The 21,531-nt window shown below is 49.2% G+C and carries 13 protein-coding genes; 5 read left to right on the top strand and 8 right to left on the bottom strand.

The features are described from left to right. Positions 1-3: 3 nt before the first annotated feature. The 4 genes from ACYVBJ_RS28250 to ACYVBJ_RS28235 form a co-directional block, all read right to left on the bottom strand. Positions 4-1,062, bottom strand: a complete 1,059-nt coding sequence (locus ACYVBJ_RS28250) for a phytase (RefSeq protein WP_460985645.1) — start codon at positions 1,060-1,062, stop codon at positions 4-6. 62 nt (positions 1,063-1,124) lie between these two features. Next, positions 1,125-2,384 (bottom strand): right-handed parallel beta-helix repeat-containing protein, encoded by a 1,260-nt coding sequence (locus ACYVBJ_RS28245; RefSeq protein ID WP_460985644.1) that lies wholly within the window; start codon positions 2,382-2,384, stop codon positions 1,125-1,127. Between the two features lie 32 nt (positions 2,385-2,416). Further along, the gene (locus tag ACYVBJ_RS28240; RefSeq protein ID WP_460985643.1) at positions 2,417-5,167 is read right to left on the bottom strand and encodes a TonB-dependent receptor; all 2,751 of its coding nucleotides are present in this window, start codon (positions 5,165-5,167) and stop codon (positions 2,417-2,419) included. A gap of 215 nt (positions 5,168-5,382) precedes the next feature. Continuing rightward, positions 5,383-6,942: a tetratricopeptide repeat protein gene (locus ACYVBJ_RS28235; RefSeq protein ID WP_460985642.1), complete on the bottom strand. Its 1,560-nt coding sequence runs from the start codon at positions 6,940-6,942 to the stop codon at positions 5,383-5,385. A 461-nt stretch (positions 6,943-7,403) separates the two neighbouring features. Here ACYVBJ_RS28235 and ACYVBJ_RS28230 point away from each other — a divergent pair, with 461 nt between their 5' ends. From ACYVBJ_RS28230 to ACYVBJ_RS28210, 5 genes are read left to right on the top strand one after another with little or no spacing between them, the layout of a single operon-like run. Further along, positions 7,404-8,276, top strand: a complete 873-nt coding sequence (locus ACYVBJ_RS28230) for a hypothetical protein (protein WP_460985641.1) — start codon at positions 7,404-7,406, stop codon at positions 8,274-8,276. 55 nt (positions 8,277-8,331) lie between these two features. Further along, positions 8,332-11,706, top strand: coding sequence for a SusC/RagA family TonB-linked outer membrane protein (locus ACYVBJ_RS28225; protein WP_460985640.1), 3,375 nt, complete (start codon positions 8,332-8,334; stop codon positions 11,704-11,706). Between the two features lie 9 nt (positions 11,707-11,715). Further along, the gene (locus tag ACYVBJ_RS28220; RefSeq protein ID WP_460985639.1) at positions 11,716-13,251 is read left to right on the top strand and encodes a RagB/SusD family nutrient uptake outer membrane protein; all 1,536 of its coding nucleotides are present in this window, start codon (positions 11,716-11,718) and stop codon (positions 13,249-13,251) included. 55 nt (positions 13,252-13,306) lie between these two features. Beyond that, positions 13,307-14,569 carry a YdcF family protein gene (locus tag ACYVBJ_RS28215; protein ID WP_460985638.1) on the top strand — a complete coding sequence of 421 codons (1,263 nt, stop codon included), beginning with the start codon at positions 13,307-13,309 and terminating at the stop codon, positions 14,567-14,569. 35 nt (positions 14,570-14,604) lie between these two features. Further along, positions 14,605-15,570, top strand: a complete 966-nt coding sequence (locus ACYVBJ_RS28210; protein WP_460985637.1) for a Na/Pi cotransporter family protein — start codon at positions 14,605-14,607, stop codon at positions 15,568-15,570. A 92-nt stretch (positions 15,571-15,662) separates the two neighbouring features. Here the strand turns inward: ACYVBJ_RS28210 and ACYVBJ_RS28205 are convergent, their stop codons facing one another. The 4 genes from ACYVBJ_RS28205 to ACYVBJ_RS28190 all read right to left on the bottom strand — a co-directional run bounded on the left by ACYVBJ_RS28205 (position 15,663) and on the right by ACYVBJ_RS28190 (position 20,660). Further along, a complete protein-coding gene (locus ACYVBJ_RS28205; protein ID WP_460985636.1) occupies positions 15,663-16,142 on the bottom strand; it encodes a CYTH domain-containing protein in 480 nt (159 codons plus the stop codon). A 10-nt stretch (positions 16,143-16,152) separates the two neighbouring features. Then, positions 16,153-17,094, bottom strand: coding sequence for a CHAD domain-containing protein (locus tag ACYVBJ_RS28200; RefSeq protein ID WP_460985635.1), 942 nt, complete (start codon positions 17,092-17,094; stop codon positions 16,153-16,155). A gap of 313 nt (positions 17,095-17,407) precedes the next feature. Continuing rightward, the gene (locus ACYVBJ_RS28195) at positions 17,408-18,796 is read right to left on the bottom strand and encodes a purple acid phosphatase family protein (protein WP_460985634.1); all 1,389 of its coding nucleotides are present in this window, start codon (positions 18,794-18,796) and stop codon (positions 17,408-17,410) included. A 13-nt stretch (positions 18,797-18,809) separates the two neighbouring features. Then, positions 18,810-20,660 (bottom strand): alkaline phosphatase, encoded by a 1,851-nt coding sequence (locus tag ACYVBJ_RS28190; protein ID WP_460985633.1) that lies wholly within the window; start codon positions 20,658-20,660, stop codon positions 18,810-18,812. Positions 20,661-21,531: the final 871 nt, after the last annotated feature.

The raw sequence follows: 21,531 nt of genomic DNA, 5'->3' as shown, positions 1-21,531 counted from the left end.
CGCTTAGTTCTTACCGATAAGGTCTTCCCAGCGGTACAATTGAAACGTTCGGTCGTCGCTCATGGCAACGAACAAGCCGTGCTTAAACTGCTTGTTGAGCGGTATCGAAATCGTTTCTGAGCCGTCGCTCTGGTTCGCGCTGACCGTAACGACCTTCACGAGTTTATGCTGATGAGGATTGCCAGGCTGGCCTTCTCGCCGAAAAATATGAAACTTATTTGCTCCCTGATCAGAAACTAAGATATACCCTGTACTATCCGTTTGTTCATAAATGGAAATACCTTCATGATCTTCGGTAAAACCAGTCGTGGCAAACAAGGCAAGCTCTTGATTGCCTTTTTCGGGATCAGCGTAGTATTGCCGAACGCCTTTTCCTTCGTCCGAACAATAGACGTAACCCAACTTGTCGTCCACAGCAATGGATTCAATTTCTTTTAAGCCGCTATACTGGCCAAATTTCCGAACGAGCGTAGCCCGCACCGAACCATGGCCCCCATCGTCCAGTCGATACTGCCACAGATACGAACCGTCCATTGGGCCATTCTTGCGACCTACAATCGCATAGATGACACCCTTAGGATTCTTATATAAGGAGATGCCCATTAAATCACGATAGAGTTCCCCTGTTTCACCCACGAACATATCTAACCCACCCCCGTCAATGGGCTTCATGTTAGGCAGCGAAAATACCCGGAGTTTGTGGGTATAACGCTCTGTGGCCACGGCGATATCGGTGAATTTACCGTTCAGCATCAGGCCGTATTCCACGTCTACGTTATCGGGGCGCTTTAATCCATGTACTACTTTGTCGCCCTGAAGTTTACCGTTCAGATCAAAGACATACAAGCCGCCATCCTGTTCTTTATCGGTACCAATAATGAGGCTTTGGGCCGGGTCGGTAGGGTTTATCCAGACCGCCGGATCATCGGAGTCATGGGCTACTGAATCGGTAACTACAGCGGGTTTAACGGCCTGGTTTTCGCCAAGCGTTTGCTGAGCTTCCGTGCGGCATCCTTGTAGGACTATGGTAAAGCCGAGAAGCGTGAAAACTAATGATTTCATCTAGTAAGCGTAGAAAAACCCCGGCCAATTGTTTTATTGACCGGGGGATGTGGGTGCAAGATTTACTTCGTTCCTTTCGCGCCGATATACGTAGCAGGTTCGGGTGATTTGTAAGTAGTACCATTAATGGTCAAGCCGTTGGCATAATTCCGGGTAAATGTGGTAGTGCCTTTGCCGATGGCAGGTGAACTAGCTTGTAGGCTAAAATCCCAGGCGGTATTCACCGTCGCATTTGTCATAGCCATGTTCAAAGGATAATTGACAAACTTAGGATCATTGTCGCCAGCGGTTTTACTAATGATGTCGGATGTACCGGCCAAAACTTCAGCAGAAGGTTGAAACTGATTGACTGCCTCAGCAGTAAAACCGTAATACAAGTTATTGCTTACCTTCGAACGGTTGTCTTCGGGTGCGCCTTTGTCGCGCTTAATGCCAAATCGATCATTTACCAGCAGATTATTGAAGAGGTCGGCGCGAACCGTTTTTTCAAGCCAAATAGAGCCTCCCTTGGTGGTCGGTCTGCGCCATCCAGCGTTTACAATCGTGTTGTTATAACCAATAACGTAAGCCTGTGGTGTACGGTCACCCGAGTTCGAGAGCTTCAGGCCGTTGGTGTTGGGGCTATAGATCACATTGAATGCCACATCAGCCACCACTCCGGATTTGATGTTAACAGCGTCGCCATTAGCAATTCCTGTCGTCTGGAACGTGTTATTCGAAACAATCACCTTGCCTCCTTCTAGATAGAAACCATCTTCGTAAAAATTCCGTACGGTGCTGTTCTGCACCACCAGCTGACCGTTCACGTTAGGGTAGTACAGCGCAGGAAGACGTTCACCGGCAGCGGCTTTGTAAAGACCCGCCTTTACGGAGGGGGACGTTTCAGTCGTTACGGCTCCTCCATATTCCAGAATGGTATTTTGCAGTACAATTTCAGCACTTGTAGGACCAGCCACTAAACCGCCCCACAAGCCACCAAATTCGTTCTTAGTAGTTTTCCAACCATCCGGTACGGTGAATTTTACTGGATTTTGGGCCGTACCGAGGCTGTACAAGTTTCCCCGCACTACAATCTCCGGCTTAACCGTCGAGTCACTCAGAATGATCTGTACTCCTTCTTCAATGGTCAAAGATTGGCCGGTAGGGATCTGCAGATGGCCGGTTATCTTGTAAGTACTACCTTTCTTCCAGACACCCGACACATCGCCTGCTACAGCTTCTTTAACGACTGGCTGCTCCACCGGTGTGGTCGTGCTGCTTTCCTCTTTACATCCCGTAAGGATAACGGCAGTCAGGACTGCCAGCGTGATTACTTGTTTCATGGTCAAGCTGTTAATACGATTTACGTTGTGATTTAAAGTTTGTACCGAACGCCGAGCAAATACGAGCGCTGGTAAAAATCCCGCCGGATGAGCGTTTTGCCCGGAAGGGTCTGATCTGACACTCCCTCGTTTTTCGGACTGATGTTTTTGGTGTACACTTCTAAAGGTGTATCGAGCAGGTTATTGGCTTTGGCAAACAAACTCAGGCCGTTTTTGAACACCTTCTCAATGGAAGCATCCATCTGCAAAAAGCCTTTCTGCCACAGATCATTATCCACAAATTGCGAGACGGTGTTGATGCGCTCGCCGGTATAGTTGGCTGCCAACTGAGCATCCCAGCCGGTTGCTATATTCTTGTAAAATAGCGTCAGGTTAGCCACGTGTGCCGACTGGCCATACAGGGGCCGAGTCTGTTGCACTACAATCGTTTCTAAATCCCCGTTGGTATTGCGGATTCGCTTCGATTTAGCCGTTGTGATACGGGAGTGGGTGTAGGTATAATTTGCTTTTACTCCCCAGTCATGTAGGTATTTAATAAGATCGATTTCTAGACCGTAATTGCGGGCGGTGCCGAAGTTGCCTGGTGCGTAATAAGTGTCCTGGCCTCGTACGGCATCGCGCTGTAGCGTGTATTCAATAGGATCTTTGATTTGTTTGTAGAACCCACCAAGCATAAATTGCTCCGTTGGACGAGGAAAAAATTCGTAGCGTAGATCGAGATTATCGGCAATGGCCCGTTTTAAATCGGGATTGCCCCGCTCTTGATACTCCTCCTGCACAATCCGGTAGGGAACAATCTCGAAAAAGCCGGGGCGGTTGAGGGACCGGAAGTACGAAGCCCGCCAGTTAGTGCGCTCGTTGGGCATCAACCGCAAGTGCAGGCTAGGCAACACATCGGTGTAAATTTGTTGGTCAGTAGGCCGGTCTTCGCCGATGGGAAACCGCATCGCGTAGCCCTGATTCGTAACCTCCACCCGCGCACCTCCTACCAGTTCGAGCCGATCGCTCTGCGCTTTGAACTGTCCATAGCCTGCGGTAGTCGTTTCGTCGGCATCGTAGCTCAGGGCCGTGGCTACTGCACCCATCGGGTTCTGGATAGTCCAGCGAATCTGGTCGTAACTCGTAAAGTCGGTGCCATATACCGCCAGTAGGTTCGCAGGACGTAGCTGGTAATTATTGTAAAAATTAGTGCGTTCCTTCGTTCGGTACAATCCTCCCGCCGACCAATCAATCGTTGCTCCGGCCAGCTTACCAGCATAGCTTAAGTTCAAATACAGAGCCGCGTCTCCATCAGTGTTATGCTCCCACCTACGGTAGCCGTTGCCAATGGTTGTTCGTCGTTCGATGTTAGCCCGCCGTTCGCCTACAAGCGGAATGTTGGTCTGGTCAGGAACGGCATTCGTCGCCTGTGAATAAACCGCCGACCAGCTGAGTCGGAGCCGGTTCCAGTGGTGGTCGCCCTGAAGGGTACTTGTGTAAATTCGCTGACGGGTCAGGCGGGAGCGGGTGGCGTAATTCAGCGTGGCGTTGCCAAGTTCGAGGTCGTAGCCACCGATGGTTAGTTGCGTGGACTTGGTATCGCGAATCTGAACGTTGGTCAGGTTCATCAGCGCAAAGTAGCCCTGAAGTTTGTGGTTGCCCGAAAAACGGTAATCAAGTTTAGTATGTAGGCCATATCGGATTTGCTGCTCAGAATAGTACCGCTCGTTTTGCTCAGTCAGAGTCACGCTGCGGAGCGTGTCGACAGTGTCAAAATCAAAGAACAAACTATTGCTGCCTCGGTACGTATTTTGGTAACTGCCCGCCACCACTACCCCCAGTCGCCCGTTTAAAAACCGATTGCCAATCGAGAATCCCCCGAGCAAATTTGGGGCGGGTCGGCCATTGGTATAAGTGGCCGTTGCCCGTGAGAAATCAGTGGGTTTTGCGCTGTATTGACTTCCCGATAGTTCGTAGGGCGATTGAGCTTTGACGCCTTTGGCATCGAAACGGGAAAAATCACGATTTAGAAACAGTTCATTGTATCCGGCTGATACGTTAATCGTTATGGCCAACTGATTGGGCGCATCCTTCATGACCAAGTTCACGGCCCCACCAATGGCATCCCCTTCCAGATTGGGCGTAAGGGCTTTATAAACCTCCAGCCGGTCGAGAAGTTCGGCCGGAAAAATATCAAGCGGAACGTAGCGGTAGCGATTATCAGGTGAGGGAATTTTTACTCCGTTGACTAAGGTATAGTTATAGCGTTTATCCATACCCCGCAAAATGGCGTACTGCCCATCGCCATTGCTGTTTCGCTCGATGGATACGCCCGATATTCGTTGTACGACGTTGGCAACGGTCAGGTCAGGCGAGAGTTGAATCGACCGCCCGGATACGATGTTCATCAGTTGTGGGGCGGTTCGTTCGAGCGTGCGGGCCATGTTGTCTGTACTGCCGTCGCGCTTTCCCGTTACAATTACTTCGCTCAGATTCCGTTCGGCATTGTCGAGCCGAATGTCAATGGCTACGATTTGCTCGCCGTTCACGACCACTTCCTGTACTACCGTTCTATAGGTTAGAAAACTAACCCGCATTTGGTGTTTGCCGACCGGAACGCTCTTGAGTACAAATGACCCGTCTAAACCAGACACCGCGTTGATGTTGGTATTCTCAATTAGGATAATGGCCCCGGTCACTTGTTCGCCCGTGGTGCCATCCAAGATTCGTCCCCGGATGCTTCCCGCCGAAGCCGATACGATCAGAAACCAATACGCAAAAAACAGACGATAAAATGTGAGCATGACAACCGGCCAACAGGCTACGACATTGATGGCACAAAGGTTGAGCGAATAGGTGGGTCAGGGCAAACTTGGCCCGTAAACAAAAAAGCAACAAGGCCTATTGCAAGCGTTAACGAGAAAGCAACAAAGACCTTAATTTTACAATAATTAATTGATAATCAACGATTTTCTTTTGATCAAATACGCCATTATCAATTTGTTATCATACTATTACGTCAATATGAAGTGAGTGCAGTAACCGTTTGTTGCGAAAACCGCTGGATAAAACCCGTCAGTGAATCGCCTTCAGAAAGATTTAGTTTTTTGCGGAGCCGGTAGCGAGCCACCCGCAGACTATCGGGCGAAATAGATAACAGAGTAGCGATGTCGGCGGAGTTCATGTTGATGCGAAGTAGGGCCGTTAGTCGCAGTTCAGCGGGGGAGAGATCGGGATATTGGCGCATAAGCTCGGGCAGAAAAGTTGGGTGAACTTGGTCGAAAGTGGCCCGGAAATCTTCCCAACTTTTATCCTGACTGAAGCTGGTTCCAATTTTCTGCACCAGCTGTTTTAACTGCTTTCGCTGGTCGCGTTTGTCGTCATTAAGGATATCCGTCAGGTCTTTTTTTAATTCTTCCATCGCCTGATTTTTTTGAATCAGGTGCAAGGTGTGAGTTGATAGTTCCTGGCCTTTTAATTCGAGTTGGTAACGGAGATTTTCTTCAGCTAACTGCTTGTTTTGCAGTTCCACCTGAATTAATTCGTTCTGTGTTTGTAGGATCTGCCGATTTTGCGCGTGCAAGGAGCGTTCGTTACTAATGCGGAGCCGTTGCCGTCCAATCACAACAACTGCTATTGTGCCGACCAGTAACAATAATAACCCGCCCGCCACCATGAGCAAGGTGTTGATGCGTTGCTCGGCGTTAAGCCGGGCAATCTGTCCGTCTTTCTGCTCAACCTCAAACAAGGTTTGTAAGAGCGCAATCTGCTTATTGTTTTCGGTAGCATAGATTTGGTCCATCAGCTCATGGCTTTGCTCGAAGTAATAGTACGCACTGTCATGCTGGTGCAATGATTGAAACGTTTTGCCCAAATCACGATACACGCTGTTCAACTGATAGCTTTCCCCATGCTGGCTGGCCCGCTGCAACACATCCCGGTAAATTGTCAGGGCCGCTTTGTAGTTTCCCGTTTTGCGATAAATGTCACCGAGGTTGTTTACAATCTCGAGTTGTGCCAGTTTATCCCCGCGTTTTTGCGTTAGCTGGAGTGCATTCTGGTAATACTGCTGGGCAGAGTCTAACTGGCCGCGATCTTCAAATATACTACCGATGTTCTCGTGAATTTTGGCTAACCCCAACTGGTCGTTAGTGGTCTGATACGTCGCCAGAGCGCGCTTTTGGTAGTCAAACGCCTGACTAAGATTGCCGGTTTTCTCGTAAAGGTGCCCTAGATTACCATAGGTCCGGGCAAGGCCAGATCGGTTATTTATTCGATTATACAGGAGCAGAGCCTCATCAAATTGCTTTCGGGCCAGACGGGGTTGTCGGTTGTAATAATAAACCGTACCCAATTCATTCAAATTGCCGGCCAGCAAATCAGCGGCCTTAACAGAACGATAACCCCGCTGGGCCTGCAACAGGAAACGAATAGCTTGAGCGAAATGGCCTTGGCGGTAGAATAGCAGCCCGAGTTTTTGCCGCACCTCGTACTCATGAAGTTTATCCTGCTGTGCAACGGCGTTATCTAACGTCTGTTTGAGATGTCGGAACGCGGAATTGGGCGTTTGTGCGGGCAAGCTAGTCAGGTGTTGTGCATAAACTTGGCAAATTCCCGGTAGTCCGGCCCATGACCAGCTCGTTAGTATTAAAAATGAATACAATAAAGGCAAATACACCTGGTTCACAGTTAGTTGGTAAGCAAGTACACGTAAACAGTGAAGATACGGCTATAGCCTTTACACAATTGTAAAATTATTATGAAGAAATCGTCTCTTCTGAGATTAATTGCTCTTTAATAACCATACAATTTAGGTTGCCCAACGACTTAGAATGAAGTGCAATGTCACCCAAATTGTTCATGCATAAAAGCAATTTGACCAGGTATATTTTCTGATCGAGTAAATCTTAACAGTTTAGAAACACTTGATTAAAATTCGGGTAACGGCTGACTACGTCCTTTGCACTTTTTAACAGCGCCCTCCGGCTTTGCTTATCAATCCAAAGTCAGCCTGTTTGCACTTATCAACGTAACAGACTAATGCTGAATGCTTTACTCTTCTTCGCGGCTTGCCTGGCAGGAATAGTTTCTTTTTTAAGATGGGATATAACCTTTGAGGTTACCTCCTCCAAAACCATCGATTCACTAGGGGCCTGTCAAGGCGTCAGTTATCAGCAGGATAAAGTCTTTTTGTATGGTGATCGCGAAGTAGGCATGATACGGACCTACACGTTGGGTAAAGACGCGCTTACGTATTCCGGTCAGGAAATCAGACTAACCGTCGACGGCAAAGACGTCATCAACCATCCGACTGGTATCGCTTACAATCAAACGGGGCCGACCTTCATTGGCAACAGTATTCGGTTAAATCCCGAAGGAACAAAGTGGCGGGCGGTCATCTACTTCGTGAACTGGGCGGGGCTGCTACGTACCGGTACGCTTGACGAAAATCTGCTGAATACCGTTGAAGACGACGCCTGTATTCAGGGGACACGGCCCGAGTACATCCAGTATCAGAATAAATGGTACGTAGCGACAGCCGATTACGGCGACAAAGCGAATGAGGTGCGACTCTACGATCCGCTATTACTGGCAAAAGCAAAAAAGACAAGCGAACCGGGGGTGGTGGTGAAGAAATTTTCGTGCTCGCCCTGGGTGCAGAATCTGCATTGGATACCGGCCAAAGGGATACTGGTTCTGATTCAGAATCAGATTGAAGGGCGAAAATGGCGGTTTACGTTTCTCGACCTGAAAAAGTCTATCGAATCAGGTCGGGAGCATGTACTGAGAACAATTGATATAGACAAAGCCGATGAACTGGAAGGCTTTGCACTCCTGGGCGATCTGAAAACAGGTCTTGCCGTTACGTCGTCGCGTAGTAACAACGCGAATTTTATGCGCCTTTCCTGGTAGGGCTTTCTAAATGTATCTGTACAACTAATCTAATCCAATAATTATACAACTTGACATGAATTACTACTCAATTCACTTGAGCAGAGCATTGCTTTTGCTGCTGCTCATCAACCCACTGGCTTATCGAACGGCTGGGGCGGTTCCGCTTGTCAATAGCCATGCCGGGCGTCTTGTTCGAATAAGCGGTACGGTTACGGATGAACAGAATCAACCCGTACCGGGCACCAATATTGTCGAAAAACAGACGCGCAAAGGCACTGTAACGGATGCCAATGGCCAATTTTCGATTGATGTAAATGCCGGTGCGGCACTGGTCTTTTCGTCAGTTGGTTTTGCTACGCAAGAGGTTGTCGTTGGTTTACAACTCACGCTCAATGTACGGCTGAAGGAAGACGTCAATCAGTTGAGTGAAGTCGTGGCCGTGGGCTACCAGACGTTACGTAAAAGTGACGTAACAGGCGCTATTTCGAACGTAAAAGCGCGCGAATTGAACTTGGTGGCCCCAACACTGGGTCAGGCACTGGTAGGTAAACTGGCTGGTGTACAGGTCTCGCAGGTAAGCGGTGCGCCTTATGTCAGCACGAAAATTCGGGTACGCGGTATCGGTTCGATCAACGCCAACTCCGATCCACTTTACGTTATTGATGGCTTTCCAGCGGGTAATGATGTGTTTATCAATCCGAACGACATCGAAAGCATTGATATTCTCAAAGATGCGGCTTCGGCAGCTATTTACGGTTCCAGGGCGTCGGGTGGCGTCGTATTGATCACAACAAAGCGAGGCAAAGAAGGAAAAGGTAAATTTGATTACGAATATCAGTACGGCATCAATCAACTGGCAAAAAAAGTAGATATGCTGGATGCCAGCGGCTTTGCGCAACTGATGATTGATGGCCGTAACAATACGTATCGTGATCTGGTGCAGAACAGCGGTAAGCCCTGGACCGATGCGATGTTCTCGGATAATAACGCGACCCGAATTGCCAACGTGGGTAACGCGGGTTCCGTGAGTATTCCGACGGAGTTTTATGATTTCGCCAGCCAAAAACTCATTACGCCCAAATACAATACCGACTGGCAGGACGAACTGTACCGCAATGCGCCGTTTAGCCGCCATAATCTGACCTTCTCAGGTGGAAACAATGGCGTGCGCTATCTAATCAGCGGTGGTTACCAGAATCAGCAGGGAATTATCGTCGCGACGAAACAGGATCGATTGAACGTCCGGGCAAATATCGACGCCGATATCAGCAAGAAGTTTAAAGTAGGAACAAGCATTTTCATTACGTCGACCAACAGCCGTGAAGTACAGGAAGGCCGATTTAACCAGGGGCCGATTCTGGGGGCGCTGATTTACGCGCCTACGTTCCGGGCGCGGGATGATAACGGCAATCTGATCAAAAACGAGATGGCGGCTCAGCAATCGGCTTTTGGGTATCAGACGATAGAGAACCCAGTTGCGCTGGCTGAAGAAACCAACATTACCCGTAAAGGGCTACGCGGTACGTATAACGGTACAGCCAGCTACGAGATTATTCCGGGACTGATAGCGCGGGCGAATCTGGGTTTCCAGACGTATAATGAAAAGTTTGAGTATTACCTGCCGACGAGCCTAAGCAGCGGAAATAATCCGCCTTATTCGCCACAAGCGATTGCCGCAGCAACGGCGTCAGCCCTGACACTTAATACACAAAATCTACTGGCTGAATTTACGGCTACGTATACGAAACAGTTTGATAAACACCGTATCAATGGGTTAGTCGGTTACACCGCTCAGAAAACAAACCTCGATCAGATCAGCGTATCAGCGCAGGGATTTCAGAGTGATGCCGTTCAGGAAATTACCGCGAAAGGGGCCGACGCCACCAATTTTTATCTGAATACTGGTGCCACTGCTGCAGGTTTAACCGGAACAAGCCTTAGTACTAGCAGCGTTGGCTTTACCGGAACGGGTAAACAGGAGGAAACGCTGCTGTCGTATCTGGCCCGTGCAGAGTATAATTACGATGAACGGTATTTCCTGACGGCTGCTTTCCGGACCGATGGTTCATCACGTTTTGGTCCGTTGAATCGTTGGGGGAATTTCCCGTCTGTGTCGGCGGGCTGGACGATTTCAAACGAACCGTTTTATACAGACTGGCTGGGTGCCGCTTCCACACTGAAACTTCGGGCTAGCTGGGGATTGACCGGTAATTACAACGTCGGTAACTATAACTATCTGCAAACCATAGCCAATCCAACCGGAGCCGTTTTCGGACCGGGTACCGTACAGACCGCGTTTTATTCCGGACCAATAAAAGATCAGCGGCTGGGTTGGGAATCGACTTCCCAGTTTAATCTGGGATTGGATGTTGGCCTGTTTAACAACCGGTTGCTGTTTATCGCCAACGGGTATCTGAGTAACTCCTATAATTTGCTGTTCAACCAGCCTATTTCGGCCATTTCGGGCACAACCAGCATTCTAACCAATCTGCGCAATTCAAACATTCAGAACAAAGGAATTGAGTTGCAAGTCGATGGCCGGGTCATATCGAACCGGGATTTCAAGCTGAACCTGAGTGGTAACATCGCGTTGAATAAGAACAAAGTACTGAATATGGGTGGCGCCAACACGATTCTGTCCGCTGGAGCCGAGCGGTCATATATCACGCACATTACCCAGGAAGGTCAGCCCGTTGGATCGTTTTATGGCTTCAAGGTGATTGGCATGGTACGTCAGTCGGATGTCGACAATCTGGCAGCTGATAATGCGGTGTATAACGCAGCTACTCAATCGTTCCCGGCGGGGTATGTGCTGAAAGGACCCGCTCGCTCAACGGCATCAACGAATCCGCTACGTCCTGGCGACCTGATTTTTCAGGATGTGGATGGCAACGGCGTAGTCAACGATGCGGATAAACAGGTAATTGGTACCCCATATCCAAAATTTACGTACGGCTTCTCGGTTAATGCCAGCTACAAAGCTTTCGATGCAAATGCGTCATTCAATGGAACCTACGGAAATCAGGTGCTCGACGGTCAGGATTATTACGTATACAACATGGAAGGTTCGGGTAACCAGTATTCGGTCGTGGCCAATCGGTATCGCTCCGAAGCGGAGCCAGGCAACGGACAGGTGTTCCGGGCATCGCGGGGAGGCACGCAAAGCAACAGCACGCGCCTGTCGACTTTCTATCTGCAAAATGGCTCTTACTTCCGCTGTGCAAACATCACGCTGGGATATAACCTGCCTGCTACGTTGCTGACCAAAGTTCGGGTAAGCGGATTGCGTTTGTACGTGAATGTCAACAACGCCTTCACCCTTACCAAGTACAAAGGCTATAATCCCGAAGTAGATTTTAACAACGGTAACAACCTGGCTCCAGGCGTTGACTACGGAAAATATCCGCTGGCTCGCGGCTATAACGTCGGTGCACGTATCACTTTTTAATTGATCATCATGACTTATACATCATCATTTCGAACTATATTCTTGCTGGCTCTGCTGACACTGGGGTCATGTAGTCAGGATTTTCTGGTTGAAACCAACCCCAACGCAGTCGCGACGGCTGATTATTATAAAACCGAAAACGACGTATTACTGGCACTGAATGGCGTTTACAATGCCTTACGTAACAACAACGGGATTGCCGAAGGAAGCGGACTTTACTCAGAAGAACGCTCGGATAATACCGGACGTAATGACAACCAGTCGAACGCGGGGGAGCCGTTTCAGTTTAACGATTTCTCGATCCTGCCCAGTAATTCGTATCTGCAATCGCACTGGACTGCGCTTTATCAGATCATTACCCGCGCCAACGACGTACTGGCTGGTTCGGAGAACGTAACGTATGCAAATGCTGCTACCAAAAGTCAGTATCAGGCAGAAGCCAAATTTATTCGGGCGCTGACTTACTTTCATCTGGTTCGGAAGTGGGGTGATGTTCCGCTCGTCACGAAGCCGCTGGCTACTACCGATGAAGTCCTTGCCAACACATTCCGCGAGAAAAAAGAAACGGTCTATGCTCAGATTGTTGCCGACTTAACCGACGTAGTGAACAGTTCGCTACCCGATGTTCGGGCTAATGCCGACAAAGGGCGGGTGTCAAAAGTAGCCGGGAATGCACTGCTGGGGCAGGTTTATCTAACGATGGCAACAACGCTTGATCAGGCCAACCGTACAGCTAACCTGAATCAGGCCAAAACGTATCTGACCAATGCGTACACAAAACGGACGTTTGGGACGTTGAAGGAAATTCCGTATGCCGACGTATTCGACGTAGCGAAAAAGACCACGAATCCGGAAGCAATTTTTCAAATCGTTTATCGGCAGGGCGACATTAACTATTCGTCGAGCATTGCCTATAATAACCAGGCTCAGGGCGAGACAATTAATTCGTTGCGTACCACAACCGGGCCAGGTGGCAACGTAACGCCTGATCTGGTGAAAGATTACGAAGAGGGCGACGTTCGAAAAGACTTTTCGATCAAATATGCGAATGCAGCCGTTGTGAAGGATTATTTCATCACCAAATATCGGGATGCCAGTTCATCGGCTGGTACCACCGGATTCGGGGGCAATGACTGGCTACTAATTCGGTATGCCGATGTGGTCCTGATGCTGGCCGAGGTGAATCTGTATCTGGGCGACGAGGCTACGGCCATTGGTTTTCTGGACCAGGTTCGTGAACGAGCGAAGCTGCCACTTTACAACGTAGCGAAAGCAAATCCGACCTACAGCGCCAAATACCCAACGCTCAAACTCGCTATTTTGCACGAACGACGTGTTGAACTAGCGTTCGAGAACCAGCGCTGGTTTGATTTATTACGTTTCTTCACCCCGGCTGAGCTGGTTACCTATTTTAAAGCAAAAAGCCAGGCCGATTTTGGCGCAGCACAGCTCACCAACGTTGGCACAAAGGATTATTACTATCCAATCCCGTTTAATGAATTTAAATTAAATCCAGCGGGAATGTACCAGAACCCTGGCTATTAAATCAGGGCTAACACATAGAGGGTTGCGGGGAGCATCCCTCTTTTTTTACACTAAAATGGTTAGATCACATATCCTTGTTTTATTACTAATCACATTTTATCCGCTGCAGGCTCAGCCGACTGGCTTTCAACCAACGTATCGCCTGTTAAGGACAACGAACCGCGTGGCGGATAAAAACTTCTATCTGCTCACGGTTATTCAACACACTCCAGCTGTTCAGCATTTGCTCAAACAGGATGTTACATTACAAACGGTTCTACGCCAACGGGTAGATCTGCTGAAAGCACATGCTCAGGATACGTGCTCTACGCCGGTTTCACTGGTAGGCGGATTTCGATGGTCTGCTACCGATTCCTTGCGACTCATTACGTCTGTCCAAACGCTTTACGCCCAGAATAAAAGCGTATTTGATCAACTGATCAATAACCACCTCCGTCCTTCCGGTTGTTACCAGCGCTTTGTTACGTTGCCGAATGATGAATTTTTCGCACGAGCCTGGGGGCAGTACGTCCTAGGTATCAACTATATTATCGATCAGTACGGGTTGGGTAAAAAGATGCGTTATCCACGAATTGATTCTGCGAATTATCCCGTGAACGGCCGCTATTACCGAACGGTACTGAAAGATTTGTGTGCTTATGTGGCGGAACAGGCCGATACAATGTCGCTTTTTTATCAGCCTCCGCTGGCCATAGCCATGCAATTGATGGATGCCAATGACCGCGACGAACCGGCTCGCCATGAACCGATGGAACAGCGGGATAATAAAGCAGCCTTTAATCAAGCTAAACAAACGACCTGGAAAAACTACCGGTATGCAGCGATTGTCGTGCCGGGCAACGGTCCGGAACTAACCAGCACCCCCCTGAGCCCGCTCAATAAAATGCGGCTTAATCTGGTGGCGGAACGATATCGAAAAGGCTGGGCGCCGTTCATCCTAGTAAGCGGGGGGTATTGTTATCCATTCCGAGGGCCTTATGCCGAAGCGGTCGAGATGAAGCGGTATCTGATGGAGAAACAGGCACTTCCTGAGTCGGCTATAATCATCGACCCGCACGCCCGACATACGACGACTAACTTACGTAATGCTAATCGATTAATGATCCGGTACGGTTTCCCGACGGATAAGTTGTGTGTGTTTGTCACTACGCAAAGCCAGACGGATTACGCGAACAACCCGGCTTTCGATAGGCGTAATCAACGTGAGTTAGGTTACTTGCCTTACCGTAACAAGCATCGTATATCGCCCCACGATATTGAGTTTTATCCAACGCTGGAAAGCCTGCACATGGACCCCTTCGATCCGCTTGATCCATAGAGGTTTCAGGAGTAAGCGTTAAAACTATCTGTCTGATGAACTACTTACCGGTTGCACTGCCTATGTTGGCAGGACTGATTTTGTTTCTGTTTGCGCTTAATTACCTGTCCGACGGTTTACAGGCCGTCACGGGTGAGCAGTTGCAGACCTGGTTGAGTAGGTTTACTCGTAACGTAGTGACAGGCATCATTACAGGCATGGTCGTAACGACGCTGCTGGATTCGTCATCGGCGGTTATTATCATGACCATTGCTCTGGTAAATGCCCAGACACTAACCTCCCGCCAAGCTTTGGGCGTTGTATTAGGGGCTAACATTGGCACCACGTTCTCCAGTCAGCTCATAGCGTTTGATATTGGTCAGTGGGCAGGCCTACCGATGGCCGTTGGTTTTGGACTGATGGTGATTAGCAAACGGGAACTGATCAAACAGTGGGGACAGGTGCTATTTGGTTTGGGGCTGTTATTTCTTGGCCTTTATCTGATGGAGGAAGCCGTAGAGCCGCTCAAAAAGATGCCTAACGTTAAGGAATGGATGATCAACTTAGCTAATCCGCTTCGGGGAGCGTTAGTGGGGGCTGGCGCTACCGTTGTATTGCAATCGTCCTCTGCCACGGTCGGTATGGCCGTTGTCCTAGCGGGAGAAAAATTGCTTACACTGCCCGCAGGTATCGCTTTGATGATGGGAGCTGAGTTAGGCACCTGTGCTGATACATTACTAGCCTCGGTTGGCAGGAGTCGGGCGGCTTTACGTACTGGATTGTTTCATCTGACATTTAATCTGTTGTCTCTTGCATTAGGGTTGGCTTTGATCGGGCCGTTCACGGAGTTAACGCTATGGATTTCAGGAAAAGCACCGGTCGCTCGACAATTGGCTAATGCCCACGTACTGTTCAATGTGATTGGCGTTTGCCTAGTGGCTGGCTTCGTCCCTGTTCTTTCCAACTGGTTAGAGCGGTGGTTACCTGATCTACCACCTGCCACTGCACGGTCAGAGAGTTAATCTCAAAATCGGTATAAAAAAGACGTAAGGGCTAAAACAGGTTTAACTGTTAGTTTAATCCTTGCTATTGAAAAGAAGTTTTAACCGAACGCTTACCGATCTGACTGGTTCCAGGTTGAAAAAGGATGTTTAAACAGATTTGCGTTATAATACGTAACATCACCCGTAACTTCCCGATCTACCCAGGCAGGAAGCACGATGATTTGCTGTTCATGGGCTAACTCGACCTCCGCGACCACCAACCCCTCATTTTCTCCTAAAAATTCATCAACTTCCCAAACTAACCCTTCGTAGGAAATCTTATACCGTATCTTCTCAATGAGGGGCTGCTGGCATAATTGCTCAAGCATTGCCTGAGCCTCGGAAAAAGGAATGGAGTACTCATATTCCGCCCGGCTTGCCCCTGTGCTTCTTCCTTTGATCGTTATATAGCCCTTGTCTCCTGCAGTACGTACCCGCACGGTTCGGTCTGGATGATCACTCAAATAGCCCTGCTGGTAGAACTGTCCCTCCCCCAGTTTCTTCCAGTCGTTGCCTTTGACCAAGTATTTTCGTTCGATCTCAATACCCATACTACAAGTGTTAAGCAGGTTGAAGCTGGTCCGGTCTTTTCCGGCTGACTTCCTGTTGCCATAATTTCCAAGGTAGGCGAATCCGTTTCACAAACTCACCTGGCTTCTCGGCCAGTAATCGGTTGGCTAAAGGAAAGATTTGCTCCTGCAACCGGGTACGTTGCTCGTGCAACCCTTGCAACACCCTTTTTTTTGTTTGTTGGTTGCGTAACCAAAGCTGGTCTGATTCAATCAGTTGTGCTAACACCCCAAAATCATGGTCCTCGCCTAACAGTTCGCCCAGGCGACCGAATTCATGCGCATAGGCTTTTAACAGATCAGGCCAACTGGGCTGCAGCAACCGGGTATGATACCAAAGCGTTTTTACTTCCTTCCGTAACTCATGCAGATGGTCAATACTGGGATTATGCATAGACACTTTCAGCGCCTTACGCGCCCGGCGGTATATCTCTTTCAGATTAGGGGCCACTACTTGGAAGCCATTGTGGCGTTTACCAAGGCCTTCCACCCGCTGAGATGCTTGCGTAAAGGCCTTGGCCAGTTGCCCAATCTTAGTCGGATCTTTAAAAAACGCCTTAGTTGCCTGGTCTTGCTGATCGACCAACACTTTATGAAGCCTGGTGAACACCTGAGTAGGTATACTAGCCGACTGAGCTTCCCGAAGCTTGTCCAGTGTTTTGATCATGACGGTGGCATCCCTTAGCTGGGATAGCTGATGACCAATGTCGCGGTAATAACGGTTCAAGCGCTGGAAGTCTTTTTCTTTCTGCTCACTACGAACTAAGCGAAAAAGCGCTCTAATCTTTTTGATCCGTTTTCGAACACTATGAATCGTTTCGCCGGATGCCTGGCCCGGTTTGGTTAAGGCCTCAAAGGCTGCCTTAACTTCTTCACTAAGGATTCGATTAATGTTCTGAGCAATCGAGCCTTCTGGCTTAAAGGTATAGGCCATGTTCTTTATTACTTGATACGCTTAACTGAGATAACCAAGTAAAAGGCAAAATGGATTTATTTAACCAAGTGAGGTCGTGAGCTATAAAATTAACTGGACGGTTGGTGAAAGCTTAGACCTATTTCTAAAGCTGATTTATACCACTCGACATTTGATACGATTGGATTTACATTAGTGGATGAACCCGCGAACGATGAAGAAAACAGGGCGTATACAGCCGAATACAGGAATAAATGACGGTTGTGGCGAAGCCCAAACAAAAGAGGCTGACCACTACCTAGATTGCTTGTTAAGCCTCTTTTCCTGATTCAGTTTACTGGCCTTTGGACGCTTTGCGTTTACGCGCTTTGTATTCCTGAAATCGGTTCCGATACTCCTCCAATTGCTCGGGCTTATACTTTTTTTGATACTCTAGGGGTAATTCAAGCCGCTCGAGGGGCAGAATAGGAGCCTGATCGTTGAGCGTATTCTGCCCTTTGCCGTTCTTGACAATCTCAAAGGAATCGTAGGGTTCGCCCGTTACGGTGTAGGCCTGATACGTTAGCTTGTCGCCATTGATTGAAACGGTCTGGTATAGTTGGGTATTCGAAGCCGCCCGGTCCATCCAGTCCTGCAGGCCGATGTCGTACATTTTAGGGCCACTTACCGATACGACGTAAATCGGTCCGTCAGGATGTTTTCGGCTCTTTCCCAACGGCATGTTTAGCCCTCGGCCATAGGTATGATCGTGGCCCTGCAACACTAGGTCAACTTTATGTCGCCTGTAGATCGGCTCCATTCGTTCGCGCCATTTGCTGTTGTCGCGCCCTTTCGCCGTTGAATAGATGGGATGATGATGCGTGACAACGGTCCAGCGATTGGGGTTATCGGTTAAAACCTTTACGAGCCAGTTCGCCTGGGTGGTCATCGCCGATGAGTCAGCTATGGCGAGTTGTGAGTTTAGAGAAATAAAGCGTGTACCTTGGTAGTCAAAATAATACGCAGTCTCTTCGAAGCCAGCCGGTCCGTTGGTGGGAAGTATAAACGAAGGCCGCCAGTGTCTTGACACAACTGGCTTGCCCTGCTCGTCCCGGAAGTACTCATGGTTGCCGGGGGTAGCCAGCGTGGGAACCATACTATTGATCCAGCCACCAGCTTCAAACCATTCGCCCCACTGCCAGTCAACATTCGAGCTATTTATCAAATCGCCGGCATGAATCATCAAACTTACGGTCGGCAGCTTGGAATACGCGCCCCGAATGGCCCGCGACCAAAGCGACCGAATGTCGTTCTGCGCGTCGCCAAAATAAAGAAACGAAAACGGAGCGGGTTTGTCTTGAGCGGTTTTAAACTGAAACCACTCCGTCCAGTGTGAACCATCGCCCACTCGGTAGCTATACTGGGTAGCGGGTTTGAGGTTGTTGAAGTGAACAGAATGGTAGAGCACTGTTTTTCCATCCATCACGACGCGTTGGGTAGCGGCTGGTACAACTGTTGCCTTACTGGCTAGATCGGGCGAAGGATCTGCTTCTATAATGGCCCCAACCGCATTGGTCACGGTCGAATCGGTTCGCCAGTTGACCGATTGCGATGTGACCGGACTGGCCTGCCAGCCCAGGATGATTCGATCCGGGTAAACAGAGGGGGGATAATCTTTGTGAGTTTGGGCCTGAGCCGAAACCAGACCAGACGTAATAAGTAGGGTGGATAAAATACGTTTCATTGCGGGCTGGGTGTTAATGAGAAGCTGGCTGGTTGGTGGACTGGTACTGCTGCAGAATGGTCATGATCTTACGCTGGATCTCAGTGTTTTCATAAACGCCCCGGAAATCTAGCGAGTGAGGACCATAGGCAAATACCGGCACCATAATGCCCGAATGGTCGTTGGTACTAAAGTTTCCATCGACGTACCCACGCTTTAGATCGCCGTCCAGCAGGCTTAGCCCGCCCGTTTCGTGGTCAGCCGTGATGATCACCAGGGTTTCACCGTTCGAGTCAGCAAATCGAATGGCCTCGCCAATGGCTTGGTCGAAATCCAGCATCTCCTGCACGACGTAGCGTACATCATTCGCGTGGCCACCGTAGTCAATCTGAGCGCCCTCCGCCATTACAAAAAAGCCTGCTTTGTTGGCTTGCAGTTCGTTTAGTGTTTTATGCAAGCTTTTGGGCAAAAAGTCTTTCCGGCCTTTATTGACCGCAACGACAGACTGATCGTCCAGAAGCACAAACGGACGCTTCAAACCATCTAGTTGCCCGAACGCGGTACCGATTTTATAACCCCGCTGGCGAAGTGTATCCAACACGTTCTCTTCGTTAAAATATCGATAACCACCGCCAATAAGTATGTCAACCGGTTCACGTAGAAAATCATGAGCAATTTCCCGTTCGAACATGCGGTCGGGTTGGTGCGCGTAGAAAGCAGCCGGGGTAGCGTCAGTAATTGATCCCGCCGATATAAGCCCACTCGCCATGTTCCATCGCTTGATCAGCATCGGGATTGCCGATACCGATTTACCCGTCGAGTCAACGCCGATGGCGCGGTTGTTCGTTTTGTACCCCGTAGCCATGGCGGTTCCTCCGGCCGCTGAATCGGTGATGTAAGTATCGGCCGCGCTGGTTTTCGAAAAACCGATGTTCAGGAGCATAGCCAGGTTCAAATCGCCCCGATTGGCGGTCAGGCCCGCGTAAATCTGAGCCAGACCCATACCGTCGCCAATCAGCAGAATTACGTTTCGGACGCGGCTACGGTTGTCGTTATTACGATACGTGGGCTGGTACAGGGCATGCGGGCTAGGGTTCTGGTACTCGGCCGTTTGGCGCTGCCGCAGAAACTGCCCAAGCCCGGCAATCTGATCGGTATTGATGTAGTCAACGCCCAAGTTCATCAGCGCTTTCCAGGTATTCACATTGTCAGGGGTTGCCCAGAACCGAATCTTTTTGCCTTGTTTATGCACCTGCTCGACAACCTGCTGAATTTTCGCCCGCTCGTTTTTAACGATGAGTCCTTTTCCGTTCCAGCGCGTATACTTGGTGAAGTCCTGACTGATAAGGCCAACATGCGCTAATTGTTCTGGTGTATAGGCAACGTCGGGTCGACCGTCGAACTGAATCCAGTTGGGATACATGGCAAACTGGTCAGGGGGCGGCACATTACCACTCACGACAACCCGTACCGGGCCACTCATCCCAAAAATATCGGGATAGGCACTCAACGAACGTACCAGCAAAGGCAACGATACCTGAGCGGTCGTTTTTAAGTCGATCAGCCATTGTAGCCCATACGGCGTATCGGCGTATACCTTCCCTCTATTCGCCCGTACTTTTTCAACGATCGGGTTGATGTACAGAGCCTCCAAGGTGCGGGTGGGCGTAATATCAGTTGGGGTATGAGCCACGTAGAGCTGGCCGTCGCGGGCGTAGATGTCTGCTTCGATGGAGCCAAACTGCTGGTCATACGCCTGCCAGAATGGAATGGTTTGCTCGTAATCATTGTGTGAATGAGCTTGAGCCGGGGCGTAGATCAGCTGCGACTTGGCTATGGTGATCAGGCTGAGCCACAACAGAGCCGTTAAACCTTGTTTATTCATTCCTAAATCAGCGATTATTCAACCCAACTGGGTAATTCATGATGCGAGTAAGGGCGTGCAGATTAATTTGGTCGCTGACCTAAATATAGAAAGCAGTCTTGGGTAAAGTAGGACGGGCTGAGTATTCTTAACAGATTGATAATAGAGCAAACAACTTATGCTTTTCAATGATTTAGGGTTCCGGTATGACCGTAGGCGAGTACTTGTAGCTGATTGAGGGTAAAATCTGCGCTCCGGCCCTAAATTCGAATCAGACGCTTTCCGGACAGGTGATCAAGACTGGGGTTACCTTGACTAAATACCTTTACGCTGCTTAGCGGTCCAAGCCCTTAAACATAATAATCTATTAACAGTCAAACCCTCAGTGCTCGAGTAGCTTTGTGGGCAAATAATCATCCAATAAACTTTATGAGACGAAGTATACGAACGCAGCCACTGAAGTGGCTGTTTGTGTTTGTAGGAATGCTATTAAACGCTGGACTAGCCTCGTACTCCCGGGCGCAGACTAATCCCGACCCCTTTGACCTTTCGGTGGGGTCCTATAGTTTCACCAACTGGCCCGCTACCTCATCCGCTGGTTCTTACCCAGCCAACATGGTATTTCATTTTGTTGGTGCCGCCAGCCCGGCCGCCGCTTCACTGCCAATTTCTGATTATAACTGCGGATATAACATCGCTGCCAGACCTAGAATTAATGGACGGGATGCCAATGGGCTTGGATTCATTAATACCGGATCGGCTCAATATGATAACTGTAGTTCAGGCAATGCTACAAACACACGATTTTTAGGCGATGCTGTGTTGGGCCTAAAGACGATTGGTCGCTCAACGATTCAAGTCTCCTGGACAGCTGGAACGATAACGGCAGGCG

It is taken from the genome of Spirosoma fluminis (genome assembly GCF_054778895.1).
This window is presented reverse-complemented; position numbering and strand designations above follow the sequence as displayed.